This window comes from Actinacidiphila cocklensis (assembly GCF_907177275.1).
In the GTDB taxonomy this organism is placed as follows: Bacteria; Actinomycetota; Actinomycetes; order Streptomycetales; family Streptomycetaceae; genus Actinacidiphila; species Actinacidiphila cocklensis.
The window spans coordinates 75,378-98,124 of the sequence record NZ_CAJSLV010000055.1 but is presented as its reverse complement, the minus strand read 5'-3'; the positions used below and the strand labels follow the sequence as shown (position 1 = coordinate 98,124).

Annotated in this window: 19 protein-coding genes; 8 read left to right on the top strand and 11 right to left on the bottom strand. The window is 73.7% G+C overall.

The genetic code is table 11. The annotated features are described in order from the left end of the window. Positions 1–54: 54 nt before the first annotated feature. Entirely contained in the window at positions 55–1,743 is a 1,689-nt protein-coding gene (locus NFU81_RS17400) for an outer membrane protein assembly factor BamD (RefSeq protein WP_251490752.1), read from the bottom strand. 216 nt (positions 1,744–1,959) lie between these two features. On the opposite strand from NFU81_RS17400, the gene NFU81_RS17395 reads away from it, so the two are divergent. Continuing rightward, a complete protein-coding gene (locus NFU81_RS17395; protein WP_251490749.1) occupies positions 1,960–3,555 on the top strand; it encodes an FAD-dependent monooxygenase in 1,596 nt (531 codons plus the stop codon). Between the two features lie 236 nt (positions 3,556–3,791). Here the strand turns inward: NFU81_RS17395 and NFU81_RS17390 are convergent, their stop codons facing one another. Further along, positions 3,792–5,747, bottom strand: a complete 1,956-nt coding sequence (locus NFU81_RS17390; RefSeq protein WP_251490746.1) for a helix-turn-helix domain-containing protein — start codon at positions 5,745–5,747, stop codon at positions 3,792–3,794. Positions 5,748–5,841: 94 nt separating this feature from the next. Beyond that, the gene (locus NFU81_RS17385) at positions 5,842–6,669 is read right to left on the bottom strand and encodes a 3-hydroxybutyrate dehydrogenase (RefSeq protein ID WP_251490743.1); all 828 of its coding nucleotides are present in this window, start codon (positions 6,667–6,669) and stop codon (positions 5,842–5,844) included. A 274-nt stretch (positions 6,670–6,943) separates the two neighbouring features. On the opposite strand from NFU81_RS17385, the gene NFU81_RS17380 reads away from it, so the two are divergent. After that, positions 6,944–8,452 (top strand): extracellular catalytic domain type 1 short-chain-length polyhydroxyalkanoate depolymerase, encoded by a 1,509-nt coding sequence (locus NFU81_RS17380; protein ID WP_251490740.1) that lies wholly within the window; start codon positions 6,944–6,946, stop codon positions 8,450–8,452. A gap of 16 nt (positions 8,453–8,468) precedes the next feature. Here the strand turns inward: NFU81_RS17380 and NFU81_RS17375 are convergent, their stop codons facing one another. After that, the gene (locus NFU81_RS17375; protein ID WP_251490737.1) at positions 8,469–9,203 is read right to left on the bottom strand and encodes a class I SAM-dependent methyltransferase; all 735 of its coding nucleotides are present in this window, start codon (positions 9,201–9,203) and stop codon (positions 8,469–8,471) included. Between the two features lie 36 nt (positions 9,204–9,239). Then, a complete protein-coding gene (uppS, locus tag NFU81_RS17370) occupies positions 9,240–10,016 on the bottom strand; it encodes a polyprenyl diphosphate synthase (protein WP_251490734.1) in 777 nt (258 codons plus the stop codon). Between the two features lie 297 nt (positions 10,017–10,313). Between uppS and NFU81_RS17365 the strand changes: the two genes are divergently transcribed. Both NFU81_RS17365 and NFU81_RS17360 read left to right on the top strand, forming a co-directional pair. Next, positions 10,314–11,783: an MFS transporter gene (locus NFU81_RS17365; RefSeq protein WP_251490731.1), complete on the top strand. Its 1,470-nt coding sequence runs from the start codon at positions 10,314–10,316 to the stop codon at positions 11,781–11,783. 40 nt (positions 11,784–11,823) lie between these two features. After that, positions 11,824–12,549: a TetR/AcrR family transcriptional regulator gene (locus NFU81_RS17360; protein ID WP_251490728.1), complete on the top strand. Its 726-nt coding sequence runs from the start codon at positions 11,824–11,826 to the stop codon at positions 12,547–12,549. A 339-nt stretch (positions 12,550–12,888) separates the two neighbouring features. Here NFU81_RS17360 and ykgO read toward each other — a convergent pair whose 3' ends face one another. Further along, the gene (gene ykgO / locus NFU81_RS17355) at positions 12,889–13,011 is read right to left on the bottom strand and encodes a type B 50S ribosomal protein L36 (protein WP_033172643.1); all 123 of its coding nucleotides are present in this window, start codon (positions 13,009–13,011) and stop codon (positions 12,889–12,891) included. A 108-nt stretch (positions 13,012–13,119) separates the two neighbouring features. Between ykgO and NFU81_RS17350 the strand changes: the two genes are divergently transcribed. Together NFU81_RS17350 and NFU81_RS17345 are read left to right on the top strand one after the other, a co-directional pair. Continuing rightward, positions 13,120–13,521 carry a hypothetical protein gene (locus NFU81_RS17350; protein ID WP_251490725.1) on the top strand — a complete coding sequence of 134 codons (402 nt, stop codon included), beginning with the start codon at positions 13,120–13,122 and terminating at the stop codon, positions 13,519–13,521. A gap of 176 nt (positions 13,522–13,697) precedes the next feature. Next, the gene (locus NFU81_RS17345; RefSeq protein ID WP_422665225.1) at positions 13,698–14,624 is read left to right on the top strand and encodes a GNAT family N-acetyltransferase; all 927 of its coding nucleotides are present in this window, start codon (positions 13,698–13,700) and stop codon (positions 14,622–14,624) included. Here NFU81_RS17345 and NFU81_RS17340 read toward each other — a convergent pair. Then, positions 14,619–15,551: a LysR family transcriptional regulator ArgP gene (locus tag NFU81_RS17340; protein WP_251490722.1), complete on the bottom strand. Its 933-nt coding sequence runs from the start codon at positions 15,549–15,551 to the stop codon at positions 14,619–14,621. The genes NFU81_RS17345 and NFU81_RS17340 overlap by 6 nt on opposite strands. A gap of 69 nt (positions 15,552–15,620) precedes the next feature. Here NFU81_RS17340 and NFU81_RS17335 point away from each other — a divergent pair, with 69 nt between their 5' ends. Further along, the gene (locus tag NFU81_RS17335; protein ID WP_251490719.1) at positions 15,621–16,232 is read left to right on the top strand and encodes a LysE/ArgO family amino acid transporter; all 612 of its coding nucleotides are present in this window, start codon (positions 15,621–15,623) and stop codon (positions 16,230–16,232) included. Positions 16,233–16,257: 25 nt separating this feature from the next. Here the strand turns inward: NFU81_RS17335 and NFU81_RS17330 are convergent, their stop codons facing one another. Both NFU81_RS17330 and NFU81_RS17325 read right to left on the bottom strand, forming a co-directional pair. Continuing rightward, positions 16,258–18,348, bottom strand: a complete 2,091-nt coding sequence (locus NFU81_RS17330) for a SpoIIE family protein phosphatase (protein ID WP_251490716.1) — start codon at positions 18,346–18,348, stop codon at positions 16,258–16,260. A gap of 50 nt (positions 18,349–18,398) precedes the next feature. After that, the gene (locus tag NFU81_RS17325; protein WP_251490829.1) at positions 18,399–19,439 is read right to left on the bottom strand and encodes a LacI family DNA-binding transcriptional regulator; all 1,041 of its coding nucleotides are present in this window, start codon (positions 19,437–19,439) and stop codon (positions 18,399–18,401) included. A 256-nt stretch (positions 19,440–19,695) separates the two neighbouring features. Here NFU81_RS17325 and NFU81_RS17320 point away from each other — a divergent pair, with 256 nt between their 5' ends. Beyond that, positions 19,696–20,532 carry an aldo/keto reductase gene (locus NFU81_RS17320; protein WP_251490712.1) on the top strand — a complete coding sequence of 279 codons (837 nt, stop codon included), beginning with the start codon at positions 19,696–19,698 and terminating at the stop codon, positions 20,530–20,532. Between the two features lie 32 nt (positions 20,533–20,564). On the opposite strand, the gene NFU81_RS17315 is transcribed toward NFU81_RS17320, so the two are convergent. Next, positions 20,565–21,572, bottom strand: a complete 1,008-nt coding sequence (locus NFU81_RS17315) for a LacI family DNA-binding transcriptional regulator (RefSeq protein ID WP_251490709.1) — start codon at positions 21,570–21,572, stop codon at positions 20,565–20,567. Between the two features lie 145 nt (positions 21,573–21,717). Further along, a complete protein-coding gene (locus NFU81_RS17310) occupies positions 21,718–22,710 on the bottom strand; it encodes an ABC transporter substrate-binding protein (RefSeq protein WP_251490707.1) in 993 nt (330 codons plus the stop codon). Between the last annotated feature and the right edge of the window lie 37 nt (positions 22,711–22,747).

The following is a 22,747-nucleotide window of genomic DNA, read 5'->3' as shown; positions in this document are numbered from 1 at the left end:
CGCGGGCTCCACGGCCAGGGCTGCCTGCGGACCTGGACGGTTAGGCTGAACGGGTCAGAAGCTGAACGGCGACTCCAGTACGTACGCGCATTCCGTATAGATGTAGCCGCTCTTGAACTGGTGGGTGTCGGCGATGGGCGTCGCGGAGTCGGCGTCGTCGATGGGCTTCTGCATGATGTACGACGTGCCGGTCGGCAGGTGCAGGGTCCGCTTCGCGTAGTTCTTGTTGGTGGCCTTGCACGCCAGGGACTGCGCCAGCGACTCGCTGGAGTAGCGCGAGCAGGAGCTGCAGCCCTTGAGGGTGAAGCTGCCGGTGACCGGACCGGTGTAGAGGATCTCGACCGCGTCGGGGCTGTCGTTGGTGAAGGTCACGCTGATGGAGCCGCCGGAGCCCATCGTCGGCACCTTCTTGCCGGCCGCGGGCACCTTGGTCGCGATCTCCGCGGCGATCGCGATCTTGAGTGCGAGCGGGCGGTGCTTGTCGTGCGGGTACTTGCCGGTGAAGCCGTTCAGCGTGGTGAGGGCGTCGTCGAAGTTGCCGCTCTTGTACTGCGAGAGCCCGCAGTTGTACGTGCCGGTCTCCACGTAGCCGTCGACCCGCTGGGAGTCGGCCTTGAGAGCGTCGGCGACACCCGCCTTGTCACCGGGCAGGGCCGCCGCGTTCGTGCCCAGCGTGCGCAGCTTCTCGGTGGTCCCGCACGGGTCCGAGCCGCCCAGGCCCTTGGCGGTGGCGTCGATGTTCGCCCTGACCGCCGGCTCGACCTTGGCGGCCTGCGGCGACTTGGGGAAGGTGGTGAGCAGCTCGCCGAGCTTGCCGGTGTCGGACGCGGAGTCCGGTGCGGGCGAGGTCAGTTCGGTCATGCCGCACTCGTAGAGCGAGGTCGCGAGCCGGTCGTCGGGCCAGCCGGCCAGCGAGCCGAGCGCCTTGCCGTCGATGTGCTGCGGCACCGTCCGCAGGTACTTGAGCGGCTCTATCGCGTCGCAGAACTTCTTCTGGTCGTAGGGGGTGCCGACGGCCGTGTAGAAGGTCTGCAGCCGGTCGGGCACCTGCTTGGCGGCCTTGGAGCCCGGGTGCTTGCTGTCGAGGTCCTGGTAGGAGCCGAGCGCGGAGCTGTAGTCGGACTTGGCGCTCGCGAAGGGCTTGGCCTTCGCCGCCTGCACGAGCTGGTCGGCCTTGTCGAGGCGGTCGAGCAGCATCTTCTGGGTGGCGTCGTCCTTGGCGCCGTCGTAGTAGACGACCGCGCCCGCGGGGACCGCGAGCAGCACCAGGCCGAGCAGCAGCGCCAGCGGCGCCTGCGGCGGGAAGGACATCCGGGTGCGCAGGCCGCGCAGGGCGCCGTGCAGGGCGGTCAGCACCAGGAAGACCAGGTAGCTGACCAGCACCCCGCCGGACACGCCGTCGGGGTCGGCGGGCAGCGCGCTCACCAGGAAGACGCCGGTGCCGATGAGGGCGACGGCGAAGCCGATCCAGCGGCGGGTCAGCAGGTAGCCGATCCCGAGGCCGCTGAGGTTGAGCACGCCGACGGCTATCGCGCGCAGCGGGTCGGCCGGCTCGCGGGGCGCCGGCGGCGCGGCGGGCATCGGCGGCGGGCCGAACGGCGGCGGGGGCGGGAAGCCGCCGCCTCCGCCGGGCGGTGGCGGGGGCGGGGGCGGTCCGAAGCCGCCGCCGTCGGGCGGTGGCGGCGGTCCGAAGCCGCCCCCGCCGCCGTAACCGCCGTTCCCGCCCTGCTGGCTCCAGCTCATGGCAAACCCCCCGGACTCTCGGTCCCCACCCATGGACAAGCACGCGAACCGGCGGTGCCGTCCCACGCGAAGGCCCATTTATATCTGATGCGCGCAGGGGCGTGTCGGTTGCGTCCGGCGGGGACGAAGATGCGTCGCCGCGGGGCCGGGAGCAAGCTGGGTGAGGGGATGAACGAGCGGTGCGGGGCCGCACCCTCCCGACGCCGGGGAGTGATCATGGGCGACACCGAGGTACTGGTGGTGGGGGCGGGTCCTGTGGGGCTGACAGCGGCGGTGGAGCTGCGCCGCCGCGGTGTCGGCTGCCGCGTCGTGGACCGGCTCGACGAGCCGCAGCCGTGCGCCAGGGCCGTCGGCATCCAGCCGCGCACCCTTGAGGTGTGGGACGCGATGGGCCTGGTGCGCGACGCCCTCGACGCGGCGGTGCCGCTCTACGGCCGGCTCGGCTACGTCAACGGCGAGCCGGGGCAGCGCGTGGACCTGAAACTCCCGCCCGACGTGCCGTACGGTTTCGCGGCGCTGCCGCAGTACGAGACCGAGCGCCTGCTGACCGCGCGCCTGGAGGCGTACGGCGGCCGGATCGAACGCGGCACGGAACTGCTCGGCCTGGAACAGGACGCCGACGCGGTACGCGCCAGGCTCGGCACACCCGGCGGCACCGAGACGGTCCAGGCCCGTTACGTGGTCGGCTGCGACGGCGCGCACAGCCGCACCCGGCAGGTGCTCGGGCTGTCGTTCGAGGGCGACGCCTTCCCCGAGGAGTACATGCTCGCCGACGTCGAGGTGGACTGGGACCTGCCCTCCGGCTACACCGTGCGCTCCGTCCACCAGGACGCGGGCGGTGCCACCGACGACGTGCTGGTCTGCGTCCCGCTGCCCGGGCGGGGCCGCTACCGGATGTCCATGCTCGTCCCGCCCGAACTGTCGGTGCCGGCGCCCGCGGCGGGCGAGGAGGTGGCGCACGGCCTGGAGTCCGGGCGCGCACCTGAGCTGCGGGACATCCAGGCGGTGCTGGACCGGCTCTCGCCCCGGCCGACGACCGCGCGGTCGATGCGCTGGTCGTCGGTCTTCCGGATCAGCCACCGGCTGGTGGACCGGTACGCCGCCGGCCGGGTCTTCCTGGCGGGCGACGCCGCGCACATCCACCCGCCGACCGGCGCGCAGGGCATGAACACCGGCGTGCAGGACGCGTACAACCTGGCGTGGAAGCTGGCGCTCGCGACGCAGGGCGTCGCCGCGGACGGGCTGCTCGCCAGCTACCACGCCGAGCGGCACCCGGTCGGCGAGGAGGTCGTCGCGCGGACGGTACGGCACGCCCGGGAGGGCATCGAGGTGGAGGTGCTGCGCGAGGCGCAACTGCTGGTCCGCTACCGGGACAGCCCGCTGGTCGAGCCCGACCCCGGGCCCGGCGCTCCCGAGCCGCGGCCGGGCGACCGGGCGCCGGACTGCCGGGGGCTCACCGGGGACATCGCCGCGTATCCGGTGCGGCTGTTCGACCTGCTGCGCAGCTCGCACCACACGCTGCTGCTCTACGCGGACGCGGGTTCGGCGGCGGAGGAGCTGCGGGCCTGCGCGACCGCGGCGCGGGCGGCGGCCCACGGCCGCCTCAACGTCTTCGCGGTCCTCGCGCCAGGTGCGCCCGGCGAGGGGCTCGGGGTGCCGCGCGTCCACGACCGGGACGACGGTTTCCGCCGCCAGTACGCTGCGCGTGCGCCCGAGGCCATCGTGATCCGCCCCGACGCCCACATCTCAGCCCGGTTCCACCGGCCCTCCCCCACCACCCTCGCCACCCACCTGGCCGCCACCTTCGCCTGACGGCCCTGATGGCTTGCCCTCTGCGCAGAGGGCAAGCCCTTGCGAGGGGCGAACCCTGTGCGGAGGAGGACGCAGGCCAAAAAGGGGCACGGGCTGCGCGCCCAGCCCGAACGGTGGGAAAGAAAGCAACGCCACAGCAAGTGGCAACCCCCCAGGGGCGCGAGGGGCTGCACGACGAGCCCACCACAGGGGGAAGGTCCCGGGGCGGCCCGCAGGGGCAGGGGGGAGGGGCACCCTCAAGAAGGCGCCGCCAGCATGTGGAGGCGCAGCGCCAGCTGGAGTTCGAGCGCGCGCTCGGGCTCGTTCCAGTCCGGGCCGAGGAGCGCCTGGATGCGGTCCAGCCGCTGGACCACCGTGTTGACGTGCAGATGCAGCTCGTCCTTGGTGCGCGTCAGCGTGCCCCCGCACGCGAAGTACGCCCCGAGCGTACGGACCAGCTCGGTCCCCCGCCTGGCGTCGTACTCCAGCAGCGGCCCGAGCGTCGCGCCGACGAACGGCTCGACGTCCCGCTCGTTGCCCAGCAGCACCCCGAGGAAGCCGAGTTCGGCCGCCCCGGCCCCGTCCCCCACGCGCCCGAGCGCGCACAGCGCCCGCAGGCACCGCACCGCCTCGGCGTGCGCGTCGGCGAGGGCCTGCGGCCCGGACGCCGGTCCGGCCGCGGCGACCGTGACGGGGGCGCCGACCAGCTGGGTGAGCTGGGCCGCGGCGCCCCGGGCGACGGCGCCGGGCGCGGCGCCGTCGTGCGGCAGCAGCAGCACCACCGTGCCGGAGCGCTCCGCGCTGATCCCGTCGCTGCCGAAGAGGTAGCGGCCCGCGGCGCCGGCCAGCCGGTCGTGGGAGCCGGCCGCGCTCTGCGCGACCAGCACCAGGCACGGCCTGCTGAGGTCGACGCCGAGCCGCCGGCCGCGGACGACCAGGCCGACCGGGTCGCGCCCGGGGGCGGTGAGCAGGTCGGTGACCAGTTCGCCGCGCACCCGGTTCTCGGTCTCGGCGACGGAGCGGCTGAGCAGCAGCAGGAGTGCGGTGACGACGCCGGCCCGCTCGAACAGCCGGCGGTCGGAGTCGTCGAGCCGGTCGCGTCCGTGCAGCACCATGCTGCCCAGCAGTTCCTGGCCGGCGAGCACCGCGCAGGTCCAGCGCCCGTCGCGGTGCTCGGCCCTGGCGGTGGGTGCGGCCCGGCCCCCGGGGGCGGCCGCGGGGGCGGGCGGCGGGCCGCCGTCGAAGGGTGCGCCGCCGCGGCCGACGGCGGCCAGCGTGCGGCCGTCGGGGTCGTGGATGGTGAGGGCGCCGTCGAGCAGCCCCGCGACGGCCGCGGCCACCTCCGACAGGTCGCCGCCGCGCAGCACCAGGTCGGTGAGCCGGTCGTGGGCCTCCTCGGCGCGCTGCATGGCGGCGGCGTGCTCGCGGATGACGGCGCCGGCCTGCGCGAGGTCGGTGATGGCCCGGGCGGTGTCGATGGCGATGGCGGCGTGCGCGGCCAGCGAGCACAGCAGCGCGACCTCGTCGGGCGAGAAGGGCCGCGGGGTGCGGTCGGCGGCGAACAGCACCCCGATGACGTCGCCCCCGCCGGAGGCCCGGCCGGGCGCACCGCCGGGCGCACCGCCGCGGGCGCCGAGCAGCAGCGGCACCCCCAGGATGCCGACCAGGCCCTCGTCGAGGACGCCCTCGTCGATGGAACCGGTGTGCCGGAAGCGCTCGTCGGTGCGGTAGTCGGGGGTGGCGTAGGGGCGCGCGGTCTGGGCGACGAGGCCGCCGAGCCCGTCGCCGTAGCTGAGCCGCAGGTTCTGGAACAGCGGGGACACCGACCCGTCGGTGACCCGCATGTAGGTGTCGCCGGCCTCGTCGTCCCGCAGCGTCAGGTACGCGGTGTCGGTGCCGAGCAGCATCCGCACCCGGCGGACGATGGACTGGAGCACCGCGTCCAGGTCGCGCAGCGCCGCGAGATCGCCCGCGGTGTCGAAGAGCGCGGCCAGTTCGGTCTCCCGGCGGCGGTGCTGGCGCAGGGTGCCGCGGACCCGCAGGGCGGTCGCGGTGGCCTGCTCCAGCTCGGCGAGGTCGGCGGCGTCCGCCCCGCCCGCCCTGGCCTGCGCGGCGAGCGCCCCGTAGGCCTCGGCGGGCGCGTCCTCCGCGATGAGTTCGAGCAGCCGGCGGAGCGGGCGGGCGATGGGGGCGGGGGCGGGGCTGTCTGCCATGGGGCGTCATCCAATCACCTTGCGGTGCGGCGTCCCAGACCTCGTACCGCACGAAGTACGCACGAATAACCGCACGTCCCGGCCCCGTGCGGGGTCAGTGCGCCGTCCATCCGCCGTCCAGGGGCAGCGAGGTGCCGGTGATGTAGCCGGTGTGCGGGGAGCACAGCCACAGCGCGGCGGCCGCGACCTCGACCGGTTCGATGAGCCGTTTGATCGCGGTGCGGTCCAGCATCACCTGGGCGATGACGTCGGCCTCGGGGATGCCGTGCGCGAGCGCCTGGGTGGCGATCTGGTCCTCGACCAGCCGGGTGCGGACGTAGCCGGGGCTGATGCAGTTGCTGGTGACGCCGAACTCGGCCCCTTCCAGGGCGACGGTCTTGCTGAGCCCTTCGAGGCCGTGCTTGGCGACGACGTACGCGGACTTGTACGGGCTGGCCCGCAGGCCGTGCACCGAGGAGATGTTGACGACCCGGCCCCAGCCGCGGGCGTACATGTGCGGCAGGTTCCTGCGCAGGATGCGGAAGGGCGCCTCGACCATCACCCGCTGGATGAGAGTGAAGCGCTCCGGCGGGAACTCGTGGACGGGGGCGATGTGCTGCAGGCCGGCGTTGTTGACGACGATGTCGGCGTCGGCGGGCAGCGCGTCGACCGCGCCGGGCTCCGAGAGGTCGGCGACCACGCAGATCCCGCCGGTCTCGGCCGCGGCGTCCTTGGCGCCCGCCGCGTCCCGGTCGACGATGTAGACGGTCGCGCCGGCCGCGGCGAAGGCCACCGCGCAGGCCCGGCCGATCCCGGCGGCGGCGCCGGTGACCAGGGCGGTGCGGCCGGCGAGGAAGTGCCCGCCGGCCGGTACCGCGGCGGTGGCGTCGGCCGGTGGCGCGGCGGGGACCTGGTCCCGGCCGGGGCGCTGAGTGCTCTCCATGGCGGCCACGCTAGGAAGGTTGCGGCACAGCGCACACGTGTCCTGCGCCCATACTTCCCCCGCCGGTGGTGGCGTCCGCACCCATGTCGCGGCGGCCGCCCGGGCTGCACCGCGGGCCGCCCGCACACCGGCGCGGCCGCCGCCCGCGCGGCCGCGGCACCGCAATGGCCGTGCCCGCCACTTCCGGCGTACGGCCATGGCGGTCCCTCACGTGTCTGCGGCCACAGCGCGGTCCTACCGTCCAACGCCAAAGGATCCCCCCATAGGAGTGCACATGAACAGCTCTCCGCTCCCCCGCCCCCGAGGAACCGCGCACCGCCCCGCGACCGTCCGCCGCAGGGTCGCCACCGCGGTGACCGGTGTGCTCGCCCTGGTCGCCGCCTGCCTGGGCGCCGTCGCGAGCGCGGAACCCGCCGCCGCGGCGGGCCTGACCCAGGTCACCTCGTTCGGCTCGAACCCGGGCGCTCTCGCGATGTACGAGTACGCGCCGGCCGGGCTGCCGGCCGGCGCCCCCGTGGTGGTCGCCCTGCACGGCTGCACCCAGTCGGCGAGCGACTACTTCGCCCACTCCGGCTGGCAGAAGTACGCCGACCTGTGGGGCTTCGCCCTGGTCCTGCCGCAGACCGGCACGTCCAACAACTCGCTGTCCTGCTTCAGCTGGTTCGACCCGGCCAAGGACGCCCGCGGCAAGGGCGAGGCGGCCTCGGTCGTCTCGATGGTCTCGCACGCCGTCACGCAGTACGGCTCGGACAGCGGCCGGGTCTACGTGACCGGGCTGTCCGCGGGCGGCGGGATGACCGCCGACCTGCTCGCCGACTACCCGGACGTCTTCGCCGGCGGCGCGGTCGACTCGGGCCTGCCGGCGCAGTGCGCCACCTCCCAGGCCGCCGCGTCGACGTGCCAGTACGGCAGCGTCAACCTGACGCCCGCCCAGCTCGGCGACAAGGTGCGGGCGTCCGACCCCGGTCACACCGGCCCCTGGCCGCGGGTGGCGATCTGGCAGGGCGCCTCCGACTACACCGTCTACCCGGTCAACGGCACCGAGCTGCGGGACCAGTGGACCGACGTGTGGGGCATCGGGCAGACCGCGTCGTCCACCCAGTCGCTGCCGGGCGGCACCACACTCAGCGTCTACAACGACCCCTCGGGCAAGCCGGCGGTGCAGCTCTACCAGATCGCCGGCATGGCCCACGGCCTGGCCGTGGACCCGGGTTCAGGAACCGAGCAGTGCGGTTCGACGGGCTCGTACTACCTGGACACCATCTGCTCCAGCTACTACACCGCCCGCTTCTGGGGTCTCGACGGCTCGACCCCGCCGGGCGGCGGTGGCGGTACGCTGCCGGCGCCCACCGGGCTGGCCGTCTCGGGCACCACCGGCAGCAGCGTCTCGCTGAGCTGGGGCGCGGTCACCGGCGCGGCCTCCTACCGGGTCTACCGCGGCGGCACCCAGGCCGGTTCGCCCACCGCGACCTCCTACACCGACACCGGCCTGACCGCGGGTACGGCGTACAGCTACGCCGTCGCCGCCGTGGACTCCTCGGGCGCGGCGGGGCCGGCGTCGGCGGCGGTCACCGCGACCACCACCGGGTCGGGCGGCGGCTCGGGGCAGTGCTTCACCGACAGCAACTACGACCAGGTCGCGGCGGGCCGCGCGCACCAGAGCGGCGGCTACACGTACGCCGACGGCTCCAACCAGAACATGGGGCTGTGGAACCTCTACACCACCCACACCCTCAAGGAGACCGGCACGGACTACTACGTCATCGCGGACGGCGGCTGCTGACCGCGCCGCGGTGACCTCAGGCCCTGCGGGCCAGCACCAGCCCGGCCCGCGGGCTGCCGTCCTCGCGGCGGCCGACCTCGTCGAGCGCGTCGAGCGCGTCGAGCGCCACGTCGAAGCCGGCCGCCGCGAGGTCGTCGCGCACCGCGGAGAAGGGGAAGGTGCGGTAGTACATCACGAAGGGCGGGCGCCACAGCGCGTTGCGCACCCGCATGGCGCCGTCGAAGCCGGCCATCGCCCAGTACCAGGGCGAGGTGATCGGCGGCGGCGCCCCGATCGGGAAGGCGAACAGGCCGCCGGGGCGCAGCGCCCGGTGCACCTGGGCGAACAGGCCAGGACGCTCGGCGGGCAGGAAGTGCCCGAAGGCGCCGAAGCTCACCACCAGGTCGAAGGCCCCGGCGAAGGGCAGCGCCCGGGCGTCGGCCCGCACCCACTGCGGCCGCGGGCCGCCGGCGGGCGGCAATGCCGCGGCGGCCAGGGCCAGCATCCCGGCGCTGAAGTCGACCCCGGTCAGCCGCTTGCGGCACAGCGGGGCCAGCACCCGCAGGCCCGCGCCCGTGCCGCAGCACAGGTCGAGCCCGGCGTCGAAGGGGCCGAGCGGGGCGAGGGCGGCGGCGGTCGCGTCGAGGAAGCGGTCGGGGGTGCGGAAGGGCGTGTGGTCGAACGCCGGGGCGAGCAGGTCGTAGCCGCGGTCGACGGAGGACAGCGCCTGGACGGCCAGCTCGCGCAGGGTGGGTCCCTCGGGTGAGAACACCCGGCCACAATAGGCCGCTCCGAGCGGCCCGGCAGGTCAGGCGCCCTGGCGGCGCTGCCGGGCGGCGTAACTGCGCAGCGCCCGCAGGAAGTCGACCTCGCGGAAGGCCGGCCAGTGCGCGTCACAGAAGTACAGCTCGGAGTAAGCGCTCTGCCACAGCAGGAAGTTGGACATGCGCTGCTCGCCGCTGGTCCTGATCACCAGGTCCGGGTCGGGGCGGCCGGCCGTCCACAGGTGCCGGGCGATGTCCTCGGGGGCGACCTCCGCGGCGAGTTCGGCCAGCGTCTGGCCCGACTCGGCGCGCTCGGTGAGCAGTTCGCGCAGCGCTTCTACGACCTCCTGCCGGCCGCCGTAGCCGATGGCCAGGGTGACGTGGGCGCCGGTGGTGCAGCCCTCGGTCGCGGCCACGGCTACCTTGAGCGCGTGTGCGGTACGGTCGGGCAGCACGTCGAGGCTGCCGGCGACGTGCAGCTGCCAGCGGGCGCCGGGTCTGGCCAGCTTGTCGAGGACGATCTGCTCGATCAGGCCCATCAGGAAGGCGACTTCGCCCTCGCCGCGGCGGCTGAGGTTCTCGGTGGAGCAGACGAAGACGGTGACGTGGCGGATGCCGAGCGCCTCGCACCAGGACAGCACGTCGTCCACGTGCTCGGCGCCCGCCTTGTGCCCGAGGCTGGGGCTGGCCAGGCCCACCTGCCTGGCCCAGCGGCGGTTGCCGTCCATGATCAGGCCGATGTGCCGGGGCAGCGCACTGCCGCGCAGTTGCCGGCGCAGCCGACGGGCGTACAGCGCGTAGGCCGGAGAGACGATCCGCATGGTGATGTCCTTTCCCGTCAGCCGAGGTTAGGGCACCACCGCCCGTCCGCCGGGCGGGACATGGAGACCGGTTCCGGGGAGTGCGACGCTCTGAGAGCGCTTCCACCGACCCCGAAGCCACAGCTTCGCGGGCCGGGGCACAAAGGCTCAGGTCATCGCAGGTGTGCGCGGGGCGCCCGGAAAATTCCCCGCCGGGGTGTGCGCTTTCCCTCATCGTCAGGAAACGGAACCGTCATTCCTGATCCCTTATCCTGTTGTTCCGGAATGATCGTTCCGTTTCATCTTCTAAGGAGTTCCATGGCGTCCGAGACCCGGCGCACACACCACCAGGTCACGTTCGCGGTCCTTGCGGCGGGTGTGACCGCGTACGCGCTGCTCCAGTCCCTGGTCACCCCGGTGCTGCCGACGATCCAGGCCGACCTGCACACCAACCAGAACACCGTGACCTGGGTGCTGACCGCCTACCTGCTGTCGGCCTCGATATTCACGCCGATCATGGGCCGGATAGGCGACATGATCGGCAAGGAGCGGGTCTTCGTCGCCACCCTCGGCGCGCTGGCCGCGGGCTCGCTGCTCGCCGCGCTTGCGACCAACGTGACGACGATGATCGTCGCCCGGGCGATCCAGGGCATCGGCGGCGGCGTGCTGCCGCTGGCGTTCGGCATCATCCGCGACGAGTTCCCGCGCGAGAAGCTCAGCGGTGCGGTCGGCCTGATCGCCTCGATCCTCGCGGTCGGCGGCGGCCTGGGCATCGTGCTGGCAGGACCGATCGTCAACGCGCTGGACTACCACTGGCTGTTCTGGCTGCCGATGATCCTGACCCTGGTGTCGGCGATCGCCGCGCACTTCTTCGTGCCGAAGTCGCCGGTGCGCACGGCGGGCCGGATCAGCTGGGCACCCGCGGTGCTGCTGTCGGCATGGCTGGTGGCGCTGCTGGTCGCGCTCAGCCAGGCCCCGGTGTGGGGCTGGGGCTCGGGCAAGGTGCTCGGCCTGATCGCGGCGGCCGTCGTGCTGGCCGTGGCCTGGGTGCTGGTCGAGCTGCGGGCGGCGACGCCGCTGATCGACATGAAGATGATGGCCCGCCCGGCGGTGTGGACCAACAACCTGGTGGCGCTGCTGGTCGGCGTCGGGATGTACGCGGTCTTCGCCTTCCTGCCGGAGTTCGTGCAGACCCCGAAGTCCACCGGCTACGGCTTCGGCGCGAGCATCACCCAGTCCGGGCTGATCCTGCTGCCGATGTCGGTGATGATGTTCATCGTGGGCCTCGGTGCGAACGGCCTGGCCAACCGCATAGGCGGCAAGAAGGTCGTCGTGACGGGCTCGCTGATCGGCGCCGTCTCCATGGCGCTGCTGGCCTTCGCGCACACCAGCACCTGGGAGCTGTACGTGGCCACCGCCGTCATGGGCGCCGGCTTCGGACTGACCTTCGCGGCGATGTCCAGCCTGATCGTCAGCGCGGTCCCGCCGGCGCAGACCGGTGTGGCCAGCGGCATGAACGCCAACATCCGCACCATCGGCGGCTCCATCGGCGCCGCCCTGATGGCCAGCGTGGTCACCGCGAGCCCGGCCGCCGACGGCCTGCCGCGGGAGGCCGGCTACACCCACGGGTTCGCCATGCTGGGCGCCGCCATGGTCCTGGCGGCCGTCGCGGCGACGCTGATCCCCGTCGTCCGGCGCAGTACCAGGGTCGAATTCGTCGACGGACCGCAGCAGGCGGAACTGGCGGCGGTCCCCGGAGGTACCGTCGTGGGTGACAAGCCGGAATGAGCTGCGGGGCGGGGGGCCCGGCGGGAGTGAGCGAGCGACGATGACAGGACACGCGCGCCCGAAGGCGCCGGCGCCGACAGCAGGCCCGGCGCCGGCGGCGGCGCCCGAACAGGACCCGCCCGCCAGGCCGCTGCGCCGGGACGCGGTCCGCAACCACCGGCTGGTGATCGAGGCGGCCCGCGAGGTCCTCTCGGAGTTCGGCACCGACGCCAGCATGGAGCTGATCGCCTCCCGGGCCGGCGTCGGCGTCGGCACGGTCTACCGGCGCTTCCCCAACAAGGAGGCGCTGGTGGACGAGATCGCCGGGCTGATGCTGCACGAACTCACCGAGGTGGCGCGCAGTTCGCTCACCCTGCCGGACGGCACGGGCCTCGAACGGTTCCTGCGGGTCATCGGCAGCTCGCTGGCCGAGCACCGCGGCTACGCGGAGAAGCTGGTGGGCCACTCCAAGACGGCCTGCGTCGAGCTGCTGCGCGACCGGGTCGCGGAACTGCTGGTCCAGGCGCAGGAGTCGGGGCGGATCGCGGCCGGTGTGGAGCTGGGCGACATCATGGCGCTGATCTGGGGCCTGCGCGGCATCGTGGAGACCAGCGGCGCGGTCGTACCCGACGCCTGGCGGCGGCAGTTGGACATCCAGCTGGCGGGGCTGCGGGCCGCCGAGGTGCCGCGGGACAGCCCGCCGGCGGTGACCCGGGCGCAGTTGCGGCGGATCGGCACGGGCAACCGCACCTCGGACACGGAGTGCACCCACGGCGCGGAGTCCTGACGTCCGGTTCCGGTACAGGAGTACGCGACGGGGACGACCGGCGACAACGCGCCGTCGTCCCGCATCCCAATATTCACTCCAGGTGGTCTAGACCCCACCCGACCCGGCACGGCATAGTGGGCAGTGCAAGATCAACGGCCGGCACCGGCCGGACGATCCGCGGTCTTCCGGGGCGCCGCGGTGATCCTCACCGACCCCCGCCTGCGGTGTCGCGCGCCGAACACCCGGCGCGCGGCCGCGGCGGTCAGGGGGCCTTCCGGCATCGCACCGGCGCCACATGCCGGTGCGATGCCGCGGCGTCCAAGCCGCGGCCCGTACCGCCCGCACGCGAGTGCGGGTTCAGCCCTGGCGGGCCTTGGACCTGGGGTCCTTGCGGTTGATCACGTACACCTTGCCGCGCCGGCGCACGATCTGCGCGCCCGGGCGGTTCTTCAGTGAACGCAGTGAGTTGCGTACTTTCATGGATCGCGCCCTTCTCCTGGTGGTCTGGTCATACTCGTTTCGCATGCACCACAACGGCAGTGGCCCCGCATTCATTCCGCGGGGTACAGCCCCTGCGGAGGAGACGGCATGAGCGACGGTTCGCAGCCCCCGGAGGAGGCGGAGGAGGCGGAGGAGACGGAATTCCACCCGGGCTACTCAAGCCCGCATTTCGCCAGCCCGCACTTCACCAGCCCCGAGTCCACGATCCACGACTACACCCCGCCCGACTACGTCGTGCCGCCCTTCCACGGCCCCGACTCCGAGAGCGAGGCCGAGTTCCTGGCCGAGTCCGAGCCGGTCCCGGAGGAGGCAGGTCCCGACGGCCCGCACTTCACCAGCCCGCACTTCACCAGCCCGCACTTCACGGGGCCGGGCGCGATGCGGCACGGACCGGCGCACGCCCGGCGCCCGGCGGACTCCCCGCCCGCCGCGCAGGACGCACCGCCGGAGCAGGACACGCCGCCGGAGCAGGACGAGCCCGGGAAGTAGGGCGTGTCCGGGGGGTAAGGCGTGCCGCGGTCTGCCCGGGGGCGGGGAGGGGGCGCCCCTGGGCAGGAAAAGCGCTGGCACGGCCGGGGCACGCGGTGTTGACTGCCGCCGATGAACAAGCGGATGAACAAGCAGACGAGCAAGTGGATCGAACTCGCGGGGTGGACGGCTTGAGCGTGATCGTGCGCCCGATCAGCGGACCGGAGGAGCTGGGGCTCTTCACCCGGCTGGAATACGTCCTCGACGACGAGCTCGCCGACGACCTCGCCGCCGGCCGGCGGCGCCCCGGCTGGATGTGGGTCGCGCTGCGCGGCGACCGGGTGCTGGCCAGGGCCGCCTGGTGGAGCCGGGGCGGCGACACCCCGCTCTACCTCGACGTCTTCGACATCGCGGACGACGCCCCCGACCCCGACCGGCTGGACGTCGCCGAGCAGCTGCTGCGCACCGCGACGGCGGCGGTCCTTCCCGCCGGCGCCGAGCCGCCGGAGTACAACCGCTTCCTGCCGCCCGGCTGGCGGCAGGACACCGCGACCCGGCAGGCCGTCGAGGACCGCATGGCGGTGCTCGGACGGACCGGGGCGCAGCTCTTCGTGGAACGGCTGCGGCTGGAGTGGCGGCCGGGCACGGCCGTCCCCGCCGGCAGCGGGCGGCTGGCCTTCCGGCCGGTGCGGGACACCGGGGAGATCACCGCCATGATGGCCGCGGTGCTCGACGGCACGCTGGACGCCCACAGCCGCGCCGACCTGGCCACGATGACGCCGCGCGAGGCGGCGGCCGCCCACTTCGACGGCGAGCTGGCCGGCTACTCCAGCCCGCGGGAGTGGTGGCAGGTCGCGACGCTGCCCGGCGGCGACCCCGTCGGCTTCGTCCTCCCGGCCCGCAACGACTACAACGCGATCATCGCCTACGTCGCCGTGCTCCCCGCCCACCGCGGCCGCGGCTACATCGACGACCTGCTGGCCGAGGGCACCCGCGTCCTGGCGGCCCAGGACGTGCCGCGGATCCGCGCGTCCACCGACCTGGGCAACACGCCGATGGCCCGCGCCTTCGCGCGCGCCGGCTACGTCGACTTCGAACGCACCGTCACCATGACCTGGTCATGACCCGCCGGCCCGCCCCCGCCGCGGCGGCGCCAGGGCCGTGGCGGCGGCCCGGCTGACAGCTGCGGCGAGGGCGGCCAGCGGCGGCGAGTCCAGCTTCCACTGCTGCCAGTAGAGCGGCACGTCCATGGCCTGGTCCGCGGCGAGTTCGGCCAGGGCGCCCGCGCGGCAGTGGGGCTCGGCCTGCCCCTCGGGCACCATGCCCCAGCCCAGGCCCGCGGCGACGGCGGCCGCGAAGGACTCCGACGCGGGGACGTACGTCCTGGGCTGGCCGCCGGTGGCGCGGCCGGGGGCCAGCCGGCGCAGGAAGGCGTCCTGGATGTCGTCCTTGCGGTCGAAGACCACCATGGGCGCGGCGGGCAGCAGCTCCGCCAATGGCCCGTCCGCCAGGTGCCGCGCGGCGAAGGCGGGGGTCGCGTACGCCCGGTAGGTCATCCGGCCCAGCGGGCGTACGGAGCAGCCCTGCACGGGCTCCGGCGAGGAGGTGACCGCGGCCATCACCCGGCCCTGGCGCAGCAGCAGCGCGGTGTGGTCCTGGTCGTCGCGGTGCAGGTCGAAGCACACGTCGAGGCTGCGCGCGGTCTCGGCGAGGGCGGGCAGGAACCAGGTGGCGAGCGAGTCGGCGTTGACCGCGATCGGCAGCGTCGTCGGCCCCGCGGCACCGGTCAGGCCGATCTCCGCGGCCGCGTCCTGCTCAAGGCGGGCGAGCTGCCGCCCGAAGCGCACCACGACCTCGCCCGACGCGGTCGGCCGCACCGGTTTGGACCGCAGCAGCAGGACCCGCCCGGTGCGCTGCTCCAGCGCCTTGATCCGCTGGCTGACCGCGGACGGCGTCACATGCAGCCGGGCGGCCGCCGCCTCGAAGGTGCCCTCGTCGACGGCGGCGAGCAGCGTACGCACCTGGTCGAGCGGCAGCCCGGCGGTCGTCATCACAATCGCTAACCTTAGCTAAGAAACATGAGCTGGACTGATGGTGCCCGCACTTCCTAGCCTCGGCCCATGAACCCCGCTCTGCCGGCGGCCCTGGCCGGCCTCGGTACCGGCCTGTCGCTGATCGTCGCGATCGGCGCGCAGAACGCCTTCGTCCTGCGCCAGGGCATCCGCCGCGAGCACGTCACCGCGGTGGTCGCGATCTGTGCGGTGTCCGACGCCGTCCTGATCTCGGTGGGCGTCAGCGGGATCGGCTCCGTGCTGAGGGCCTGGCCGTCCGCGGTCACCGCGACCGGCTGGATCGGCGGCGCCTTCCTGGTGTCGTACGGTGTGCTGGCCGCCCGCCGGGCGCTGCGGCCCGAGCGGCTGGACCCGGCGGGCACCGCGGGCGGCTCGCTGAAGACCGCGGTGCTCACCTGCCTGGCGATGACCTGGCTCAACCCGCACGTCTACCTCGACACCGTGCTGCTGCTCGGGTCGGTCGCCAACGGCTACGGCGGCTCGCGCTGGCCCTTCGGCGCCGGGGCGGCGGCCGGCAGCGTCCTGTGGTTCAGCGGCCTCGGCTTCGGCGCCCGGCTGCTCCAGCGGCCCTTCTCCCGGCCGGGCTCCTGGCGGGTGCTGGACGTCGTGATCGCCTGCACGATGATCACCCTGGGCGTCCTGATGGTGGCCAGGACCTGAGCCCGAACCTGCGCGGCCCCCGGCGTCAGGGCCGCCGGCCGGTCCACACCCGGCCCTGGGCGATCGGCCGGAAGCCGATCACGGCCGCGTCGTCGCGGCGGTCGGCCGCCGCGGCCAGCAGCCGTTCGCACAGCGTGGACAGCGGCAGGCCGCGCAGCCGCGCCTGCTCCGCATGCGCGGCCAGCGCGGCCATCCCCTCGGTCAGGTCGGTGCCGGGCACCTCGATCAGGCCGTCGGTGTAGAGCAGCAGCGTGTCGCCGGCGTGCAGGTCGTAGTGCAAGGTGGTGCGGCTCATCCAGGGGGCCACGCACAGCGGCAGGTCGGGTCCCTCGCCCTCCAGGAAGCGCGGCTGCCCCGACGCCGGAAGCAGCAGCGGCGGCGGATGCCCGGCGTTGGCCCAGGACGCGTGCCAGCCGCCGCCCGGCCGCCGCTCCAGGCGGGCGTGCACGGCGGTGACCAGCGGCGCTATGTCCAGTCCCTCCGCGACCCGGTCGAGCCGGGTCAGGCTCTCGGACGGGGTGTTCAGGTGCGACCGGTCGTAGGCGATGACCCGCAACATGCTCCGCAGCTGGCTCATCGAGGTGGCCGCCTCCAGGTCGTGGCCTGCGATGTCGCCGATGGTCAGGGTGACCGAGCCGTCGGGCAGCAGCAGCGAGTCGTACCAGTCGCCGCCGATCTCGGCGGTCCTGCTGGCCGGCTGGTACTGCGCGGCCAGCTCCGCGCCCGGCACCCGGGGGGTGGGGGTGAGCAGGGCGCGCTGCAGGGTCAGCGCGGTGTGCCGGGTGCGCTGCAGCTCCAGCGCCTGCCGCAGCGGGTCGCGCACCTCGTGCAGGACCTCGCCGAGCATCTGCAGGTCGGCGGGTCCCGGCGGCGGGCTGTCGACGCAGCCGGCGGCGACGGCGAAGGCCACGACGGCGGAGTCGATCACGATCGGCACCATGGTGATGCTGGTGGCGCGGGCCTCCCGGAGCCAGGCCGTGGACAGGTCGGGCAGCACGCCCGGCGGCGGCTCGCCCGCGGGGAAGGTGAACAGCCGCGGGCGGCGGCTGTCGACGACCTGCTGGGCGACCGGGCCGAGCTGCCGCGGCTCGCCGCTCAGCGGCGGCAGCGAGGGCAGCCCCTCGCGGGCGGTGGAGGCGATCCGGGTGGCCGTCAGGGTGCCGGCGGCGCCCGTGGAGCCGGGCAGGCCGGTCGGCGGCAGCAGGAAGACCGAGCAGACGTCGGTCAGGTCGGGCACCACCGCCTCGGTGACGGCGGCGAAGGCCTCCGGTACGTCGTTCGCCGAGACCACCTGCGCGACCCTGGCGAGCAGCCGCTCGCGCAGCCGGTTGCGCCACTGGTCCTCCACGTCGGCGGTGGCGCCGATCCACTCGACGGTGACCCCGTCGCGCACGATGGGTACCGCGCGGGACTGCACATGGCGGTAGGCGCCGGACGCGGTCCGCATCCGGAAGGTGCACACGAACATCGAGGGGGCGCCCTCGGCCGAGTCCCGCCAGTCGCGCACCAGCCGGCTTCGGTCGTGCGGGTGGACCGCGGACAGCCAGTCCTGGTCGATCCTGGGCCGCCACGGGATGCCGGTGAACTCCTGGAAGCCGCCGACCAGCTCCTCGATCTCGCCGGTGGGCTGCATCAGCCAGACGATCTGGCTGACCGCCGACATCAGCGCCTCGTAGCGCTGCAGCGCCTGGTGCTGCTGCTCGGACAGCAGTTCGGCCCGCTCGGCGGCCTCCACCGCGGAGGTGGTGTCGACGGCCACCGCGAGCACGCCGGGGCCGTGCCGGGACACCATGGGCGAGCAGCTGTAGACGAAGTGCCGCACCCCGGGGGCGCCGGGCGTACCGGCCTCGGTGGTGCGCGGCGAGGTGACCTGGCGGGCCGTGCGGTCCCGGTAGACGTCGTCGAGCATGGTGATGAAGGAGGTGGCGGAGTCCTCCGCGAAGGCCTGGCGGGCCGGGACGCCCAGCGGGCGCGGGCCGAAGAGGGCACGGAAGGCGTCGTTGTAGTAGACCAGCACGTGATCCTCGCCCGCCGTCATCGCGATGGACACGACGGCGCTGTCGAACACCTCGGGTTCGAGTTCGGGCACACCCGTGTCCTGGCCGCTACGCCTCATCCTCCGATCATCGCGCGCGGCGCGCGGTCCCGCCGCACGAGCGGCGCCCCTCACGCGGAGTCGCGGACCACCAGCCGGGTCGGGGTGATGATCGAGGACACCGCGGGCACACCGTCCTGGTCGGTGGCCGGCTCCAGGGCGTGCAGCAGCAGCCGGGCCATCAGCCGGCCCATCTCCTCGATGTCCTGCCGGATGGTGGTCAGCGGCGGATCGGTCCACTCCGCCACCGAGACCATGTCGTCGAAGCCGACCACCGCCACGTCGTCGGGCACCCGCAGCCCGCGCTGCCGCAGCACCCGCAGCGCGCCCGACGCCATCACGTCGGAGGCGGCGAAGACCCCGTCGAGATCGGGAGAGCGCTCCAGCAGCTTCTCCATCGCCCGGGCGCCGCCCTCCGGGGTGAAGTCGCCCTCGGCGATCATCGCGGTGCCGATGCCGGGCAGGACGTCGCGGAAGCCGTCGAGCCGGTCCACCGAGGCGGGCTGGTCCAGCGGTCCCGCGATGTGCACGATCCGCCGGCGGCCGAGCGCCAGCAGCCGGCGTACCGCGTCCCTGGCGCCGCCCCGGTTGTCGCAGTCGACGTAGAGGGTGCGGCGACGGGTGTCGGGGTCGGGCCAGGTGGGGCGGCCGCCGATCACCGTCGGCACGCCCGCCTTGCGGGCGAGCACCGGCAGCGAGTCGTCGGCGTGCAGCGAGAAGATCAGCGCGCCGTCCACGTGCCCGCCGGTCAGGTAGCGGCCGACCCGCTCGTGGTCCGCGGCGCCGCCGGTGAGCAGCAGCACCAGCTGGTTGTCGTGCGCGGCCAGCTCCCGGCTGATGCCGCGGACCTGCTGGGCGAAGAAGGGGTCGGTGAAGAACCGCGACTCGGGCTCGGCGACGACCACGGCGATGGCGCCGTTGCGCCGGGTGACCAGGGTGCGGGCGGCCTGGTTGGGGATGTAGCCCAGCTCCTCGACGGCGGCGCGCACCCTTTCCACGAGCGGCCCGCGCACCCCCGCTCCCCCGTTGACGACCCGGGACACGGTGGCGCGCGACACCCCGGCCCGGGCCGCGACGGCTTCCAGCGTGGGACGTGGGGCGGAGGGCGGCACGGGCAACGGGATGTCTCCTTGGCGCGACGGCCGGGCAGGCCACAGCGTATCGGTTCCGCACACTCCGTGAGAGCGCTCTCCGGAGACATCCGACGACCCCCGCGCCACCGCCCGGGCCGAGCACCGCCCGGTTTCCGGCGCCCGGTCCGGCAGGACGATCCAGCGGGCCGCCGCTACGGTGGGTGAGGGGGCGGCGATGAGGGCGGCCGCGGCAGTGCGGCAGGGACACAGCCAAGGAGAGCAAGGGAACACACCCATGACCCAGATCCCCAGTCTGACGCTCAACAACGGCATCTCGATCCCCCAACTCGGCTTCGGGACCTTCCAGATCGAGCCGCAGGACACCCGCGAGGCGGTGCGCGCCGCGCTGGACACCGGCTACCGGCACATCGACACCGCGCAGATGTACGGCAACGAGAAGGAGGTCGGCCAGGCCGTCAGGGACTCGGGGCTGCCGCGCGGCGAGGTCTTCGTCACCAGCAAGCTCAACAACGGCTACCACGCCTACGGCGACGCGCTCGCCGCCTTCGCCCGCACCCTGGACGACCTGGACCTGGAGTACGTCGACCTCTTCCTGGTGCACTGGCCGCTGCCCGCCGTCGGGGACTACGTCGAGACCTGGAAGGCGATGGAGGAGATGCACCGCTCCGGCCGGGTCAGGGCGATCGGGGTGTCCAACTTCCAGCCGTCGCACCTGGAGCGGCTGCTGCGGGAGACCGCGACCGTCCCCGCGGTCAACCAGATCGAGGTGCACCCGTACCTGACGCAGGACGAGGTCCGCGCCTTCGGCACCGACCACGGCATCGCGACCGAGGCGTGGTCGCCCATCGCGCAGGGCAAGGTGCTGGACGACCCGGTGATCACCGCGATCGCCGAGCGGGTGGAGCGCTCTCCCGCGCAGGTCACCCTGCGCTGGCACCTGCAGCGCGGCGACATCGTCTTCCCCAAGTCGGTGACGCCCGCCCGGGTCGAGGAGAACTTCCGGCTCTTCGACTTCGAGCTGACCCCGGAGGACGTGGCCGCGATCACCGGGCTCAACCGCGACGAGCGCACCGGCCCCGACCCGGACACCTTCAACTGGATTCCGGACTGACCCGGTTCCCCGGTGCCGGGCCGGCCGTCCGCTCAGCCGGCGGCCGTCCGGAACTCGCCCGAGCCGCGGACCACGAACCGCGTCAGCAGCACCACGGAGCGCGGCGCCGACCGGTCGCCGGCGATCCGGGAGAAGAGCAGGTTGGCGGCGGTGCCGCCGAGCGCGACCGGGTCCTGGCTGACCACGGTCAGCGGCGGGGTGAGGCGCTCGCCGAGCGGGAGGTCGTCGAAGCCGACGAGCGCGAGCGGCGCCGGGTGGTCCAGGCCGTCCAGCACGCCGAGGGTGATCAGGTCGTTGCTGGTGAACAGCGCGGTCGGCGGCTCGGGCAGGGTGCGCAGCACCGCGAGCGCGTCGCGGGCCTGCGGGTGCGAGCGCAACTCGTGCCGTACCAGGGCCGGGTCCTCGGGGATGCCGTGGGCGGCGAGCGCGTCGAGGTAGCCGGCGTAGCGCTCCGCCTGGGTCCAGATGTCGAAGCGGTCGCCGAGGTAGGCGATGCGGGTGTGGCCGTGGCCGAGCAGGTGGGTGACGGCCCGCATGGCGGCGGCGCGGTTGTCCACGGTGACGGTGTCGACGGCCAGGCCCCTGGCGGGGCGGTCGACGCAGACCACCTGGGTGCCGCCGGCCATCTGGCGTTTGAGGAAGGCATGGCTGCCGATGGTGGGGACGATGATCAGGCCGTCGACCTGGCGGGCGGTGAAGGCGGCGATCACCTCGCGTTCGCGCTGCGGTTCGTCGTTGGTGCTGCCGACCAGGACGACGTGGCCGCGGCGGTGGGCCTCGTCCTCGACCGAACGGGCCATCAGGGCGTAGAAGGGGTTGGCCAGGTCGTCCACGACCAGGCCGATGGTGGAGGTCCCGAGGTTCTTCTGGCGCAGGCTGCGCGCGTTGTCGTTGCGCTGGTAGCCGAGCTTGCGCACCGCCTGGCCGACCCGGGCGGCGGTCTCGGGGGCGACGCCCGCTTCGCCCGCGACGACCCGGGAGACCGTCATGGGACTGACCCCGGCTGCGCGGGCCACGTCCTTCATCGTCGGGCGTTTCACGGGCCTCCTCGTCGCTGTGCCGGCCGTACGGGCCGACGGCCGGCCGGCCGCCGGTGACCGGCGGACGGCTGGTGGCCGGCGGCCGGCCGGCTCGTGCGTCGATGATGGCAGGCGGGCTCCGGGCGCGTGACCGGGCTCCCCCCGATCAGCAGGCGGCTTGGTAGAAAAACTTCTTGATGTCGGGTTGGTCCATGTTGGCCTTGGTGATGGCCACCATGTCGGTGCCGATGTGCGCCGTGACCTTCTTCTTGTCGATCGCCGCGAGCGCCTGGTCGACGCCCTGCCGGCCGATGGCGCCGGGGTCCTGGGCGACCAGGACGTCGAGGGTGCCGTTGGTGAGCGCGGTGATCTCGTCGGGTTCCGCGTCGAAGGCGGCGACCTTGACCTTGCCCTGCTTGCCCGCGGCCTGCAGGCCGGTGGAGATGCCCTGGGCGGTGTTGGTGTTGCCGGCGAAGACCCCGCCGAGGTCGGGGTGCGCGGCCAGGGTGGACTGGATCTGCGAGGCGGCGGTGGCCGGCAGGTCATTGTCGTAGAGCACCGGGAGCAGGGTGATGCCGGGGTGGTTGGCCTTCATCTCCTCGTTGAAGCCCTTGATGCGCGCGTCGGTGGTGGACACGCCCGGCTTGACGCTGATGACGATCGCCGACCCCTTGTCACCCATGAGCTGGGCCAGGGACTTCGCCGCGGTCCTGCCGCCGGCCTCGTTGTCCGACGATATCCGGGACACGCCGATGGAGGCGTCGCTGACCTCGGTGTCGACCAGCACGACCTTGGTGCCGGCGTTCTGGATCTGCTGGAGCGAGGGGGTCAGGGCCGCGGTGTCGACCGGGGAGATCAGCAGGCCGCCGGGGTGGGTGGCGGCGACCGAGTCGATGATCGGGCGCTGCACGGCGACGTCCCACTGGGCGGAGCCGTTGACGGTGAGTTTGACGCCGCGCTTCTTGGCCTCCTGCTGGGCCGCGCAGGTCATGGTGATGTAGAAGGGGTCGCTTTTCACGCCGGTGATCAGGTCGAGGGACTTCGACCCCGAGCCGCCGGAGTCGCCGCCGCAGCCGGCGGTGGTCGCGGCGGTCAGTGCGAGGACCGCGCAGAATCCGGCGAAGGCCGTCGATCTTCCGGTCGGGTTGGTCGGGCGCATGGCGGAGAGCCTTTCCGTGGAGGGCACGTGGGTGGGC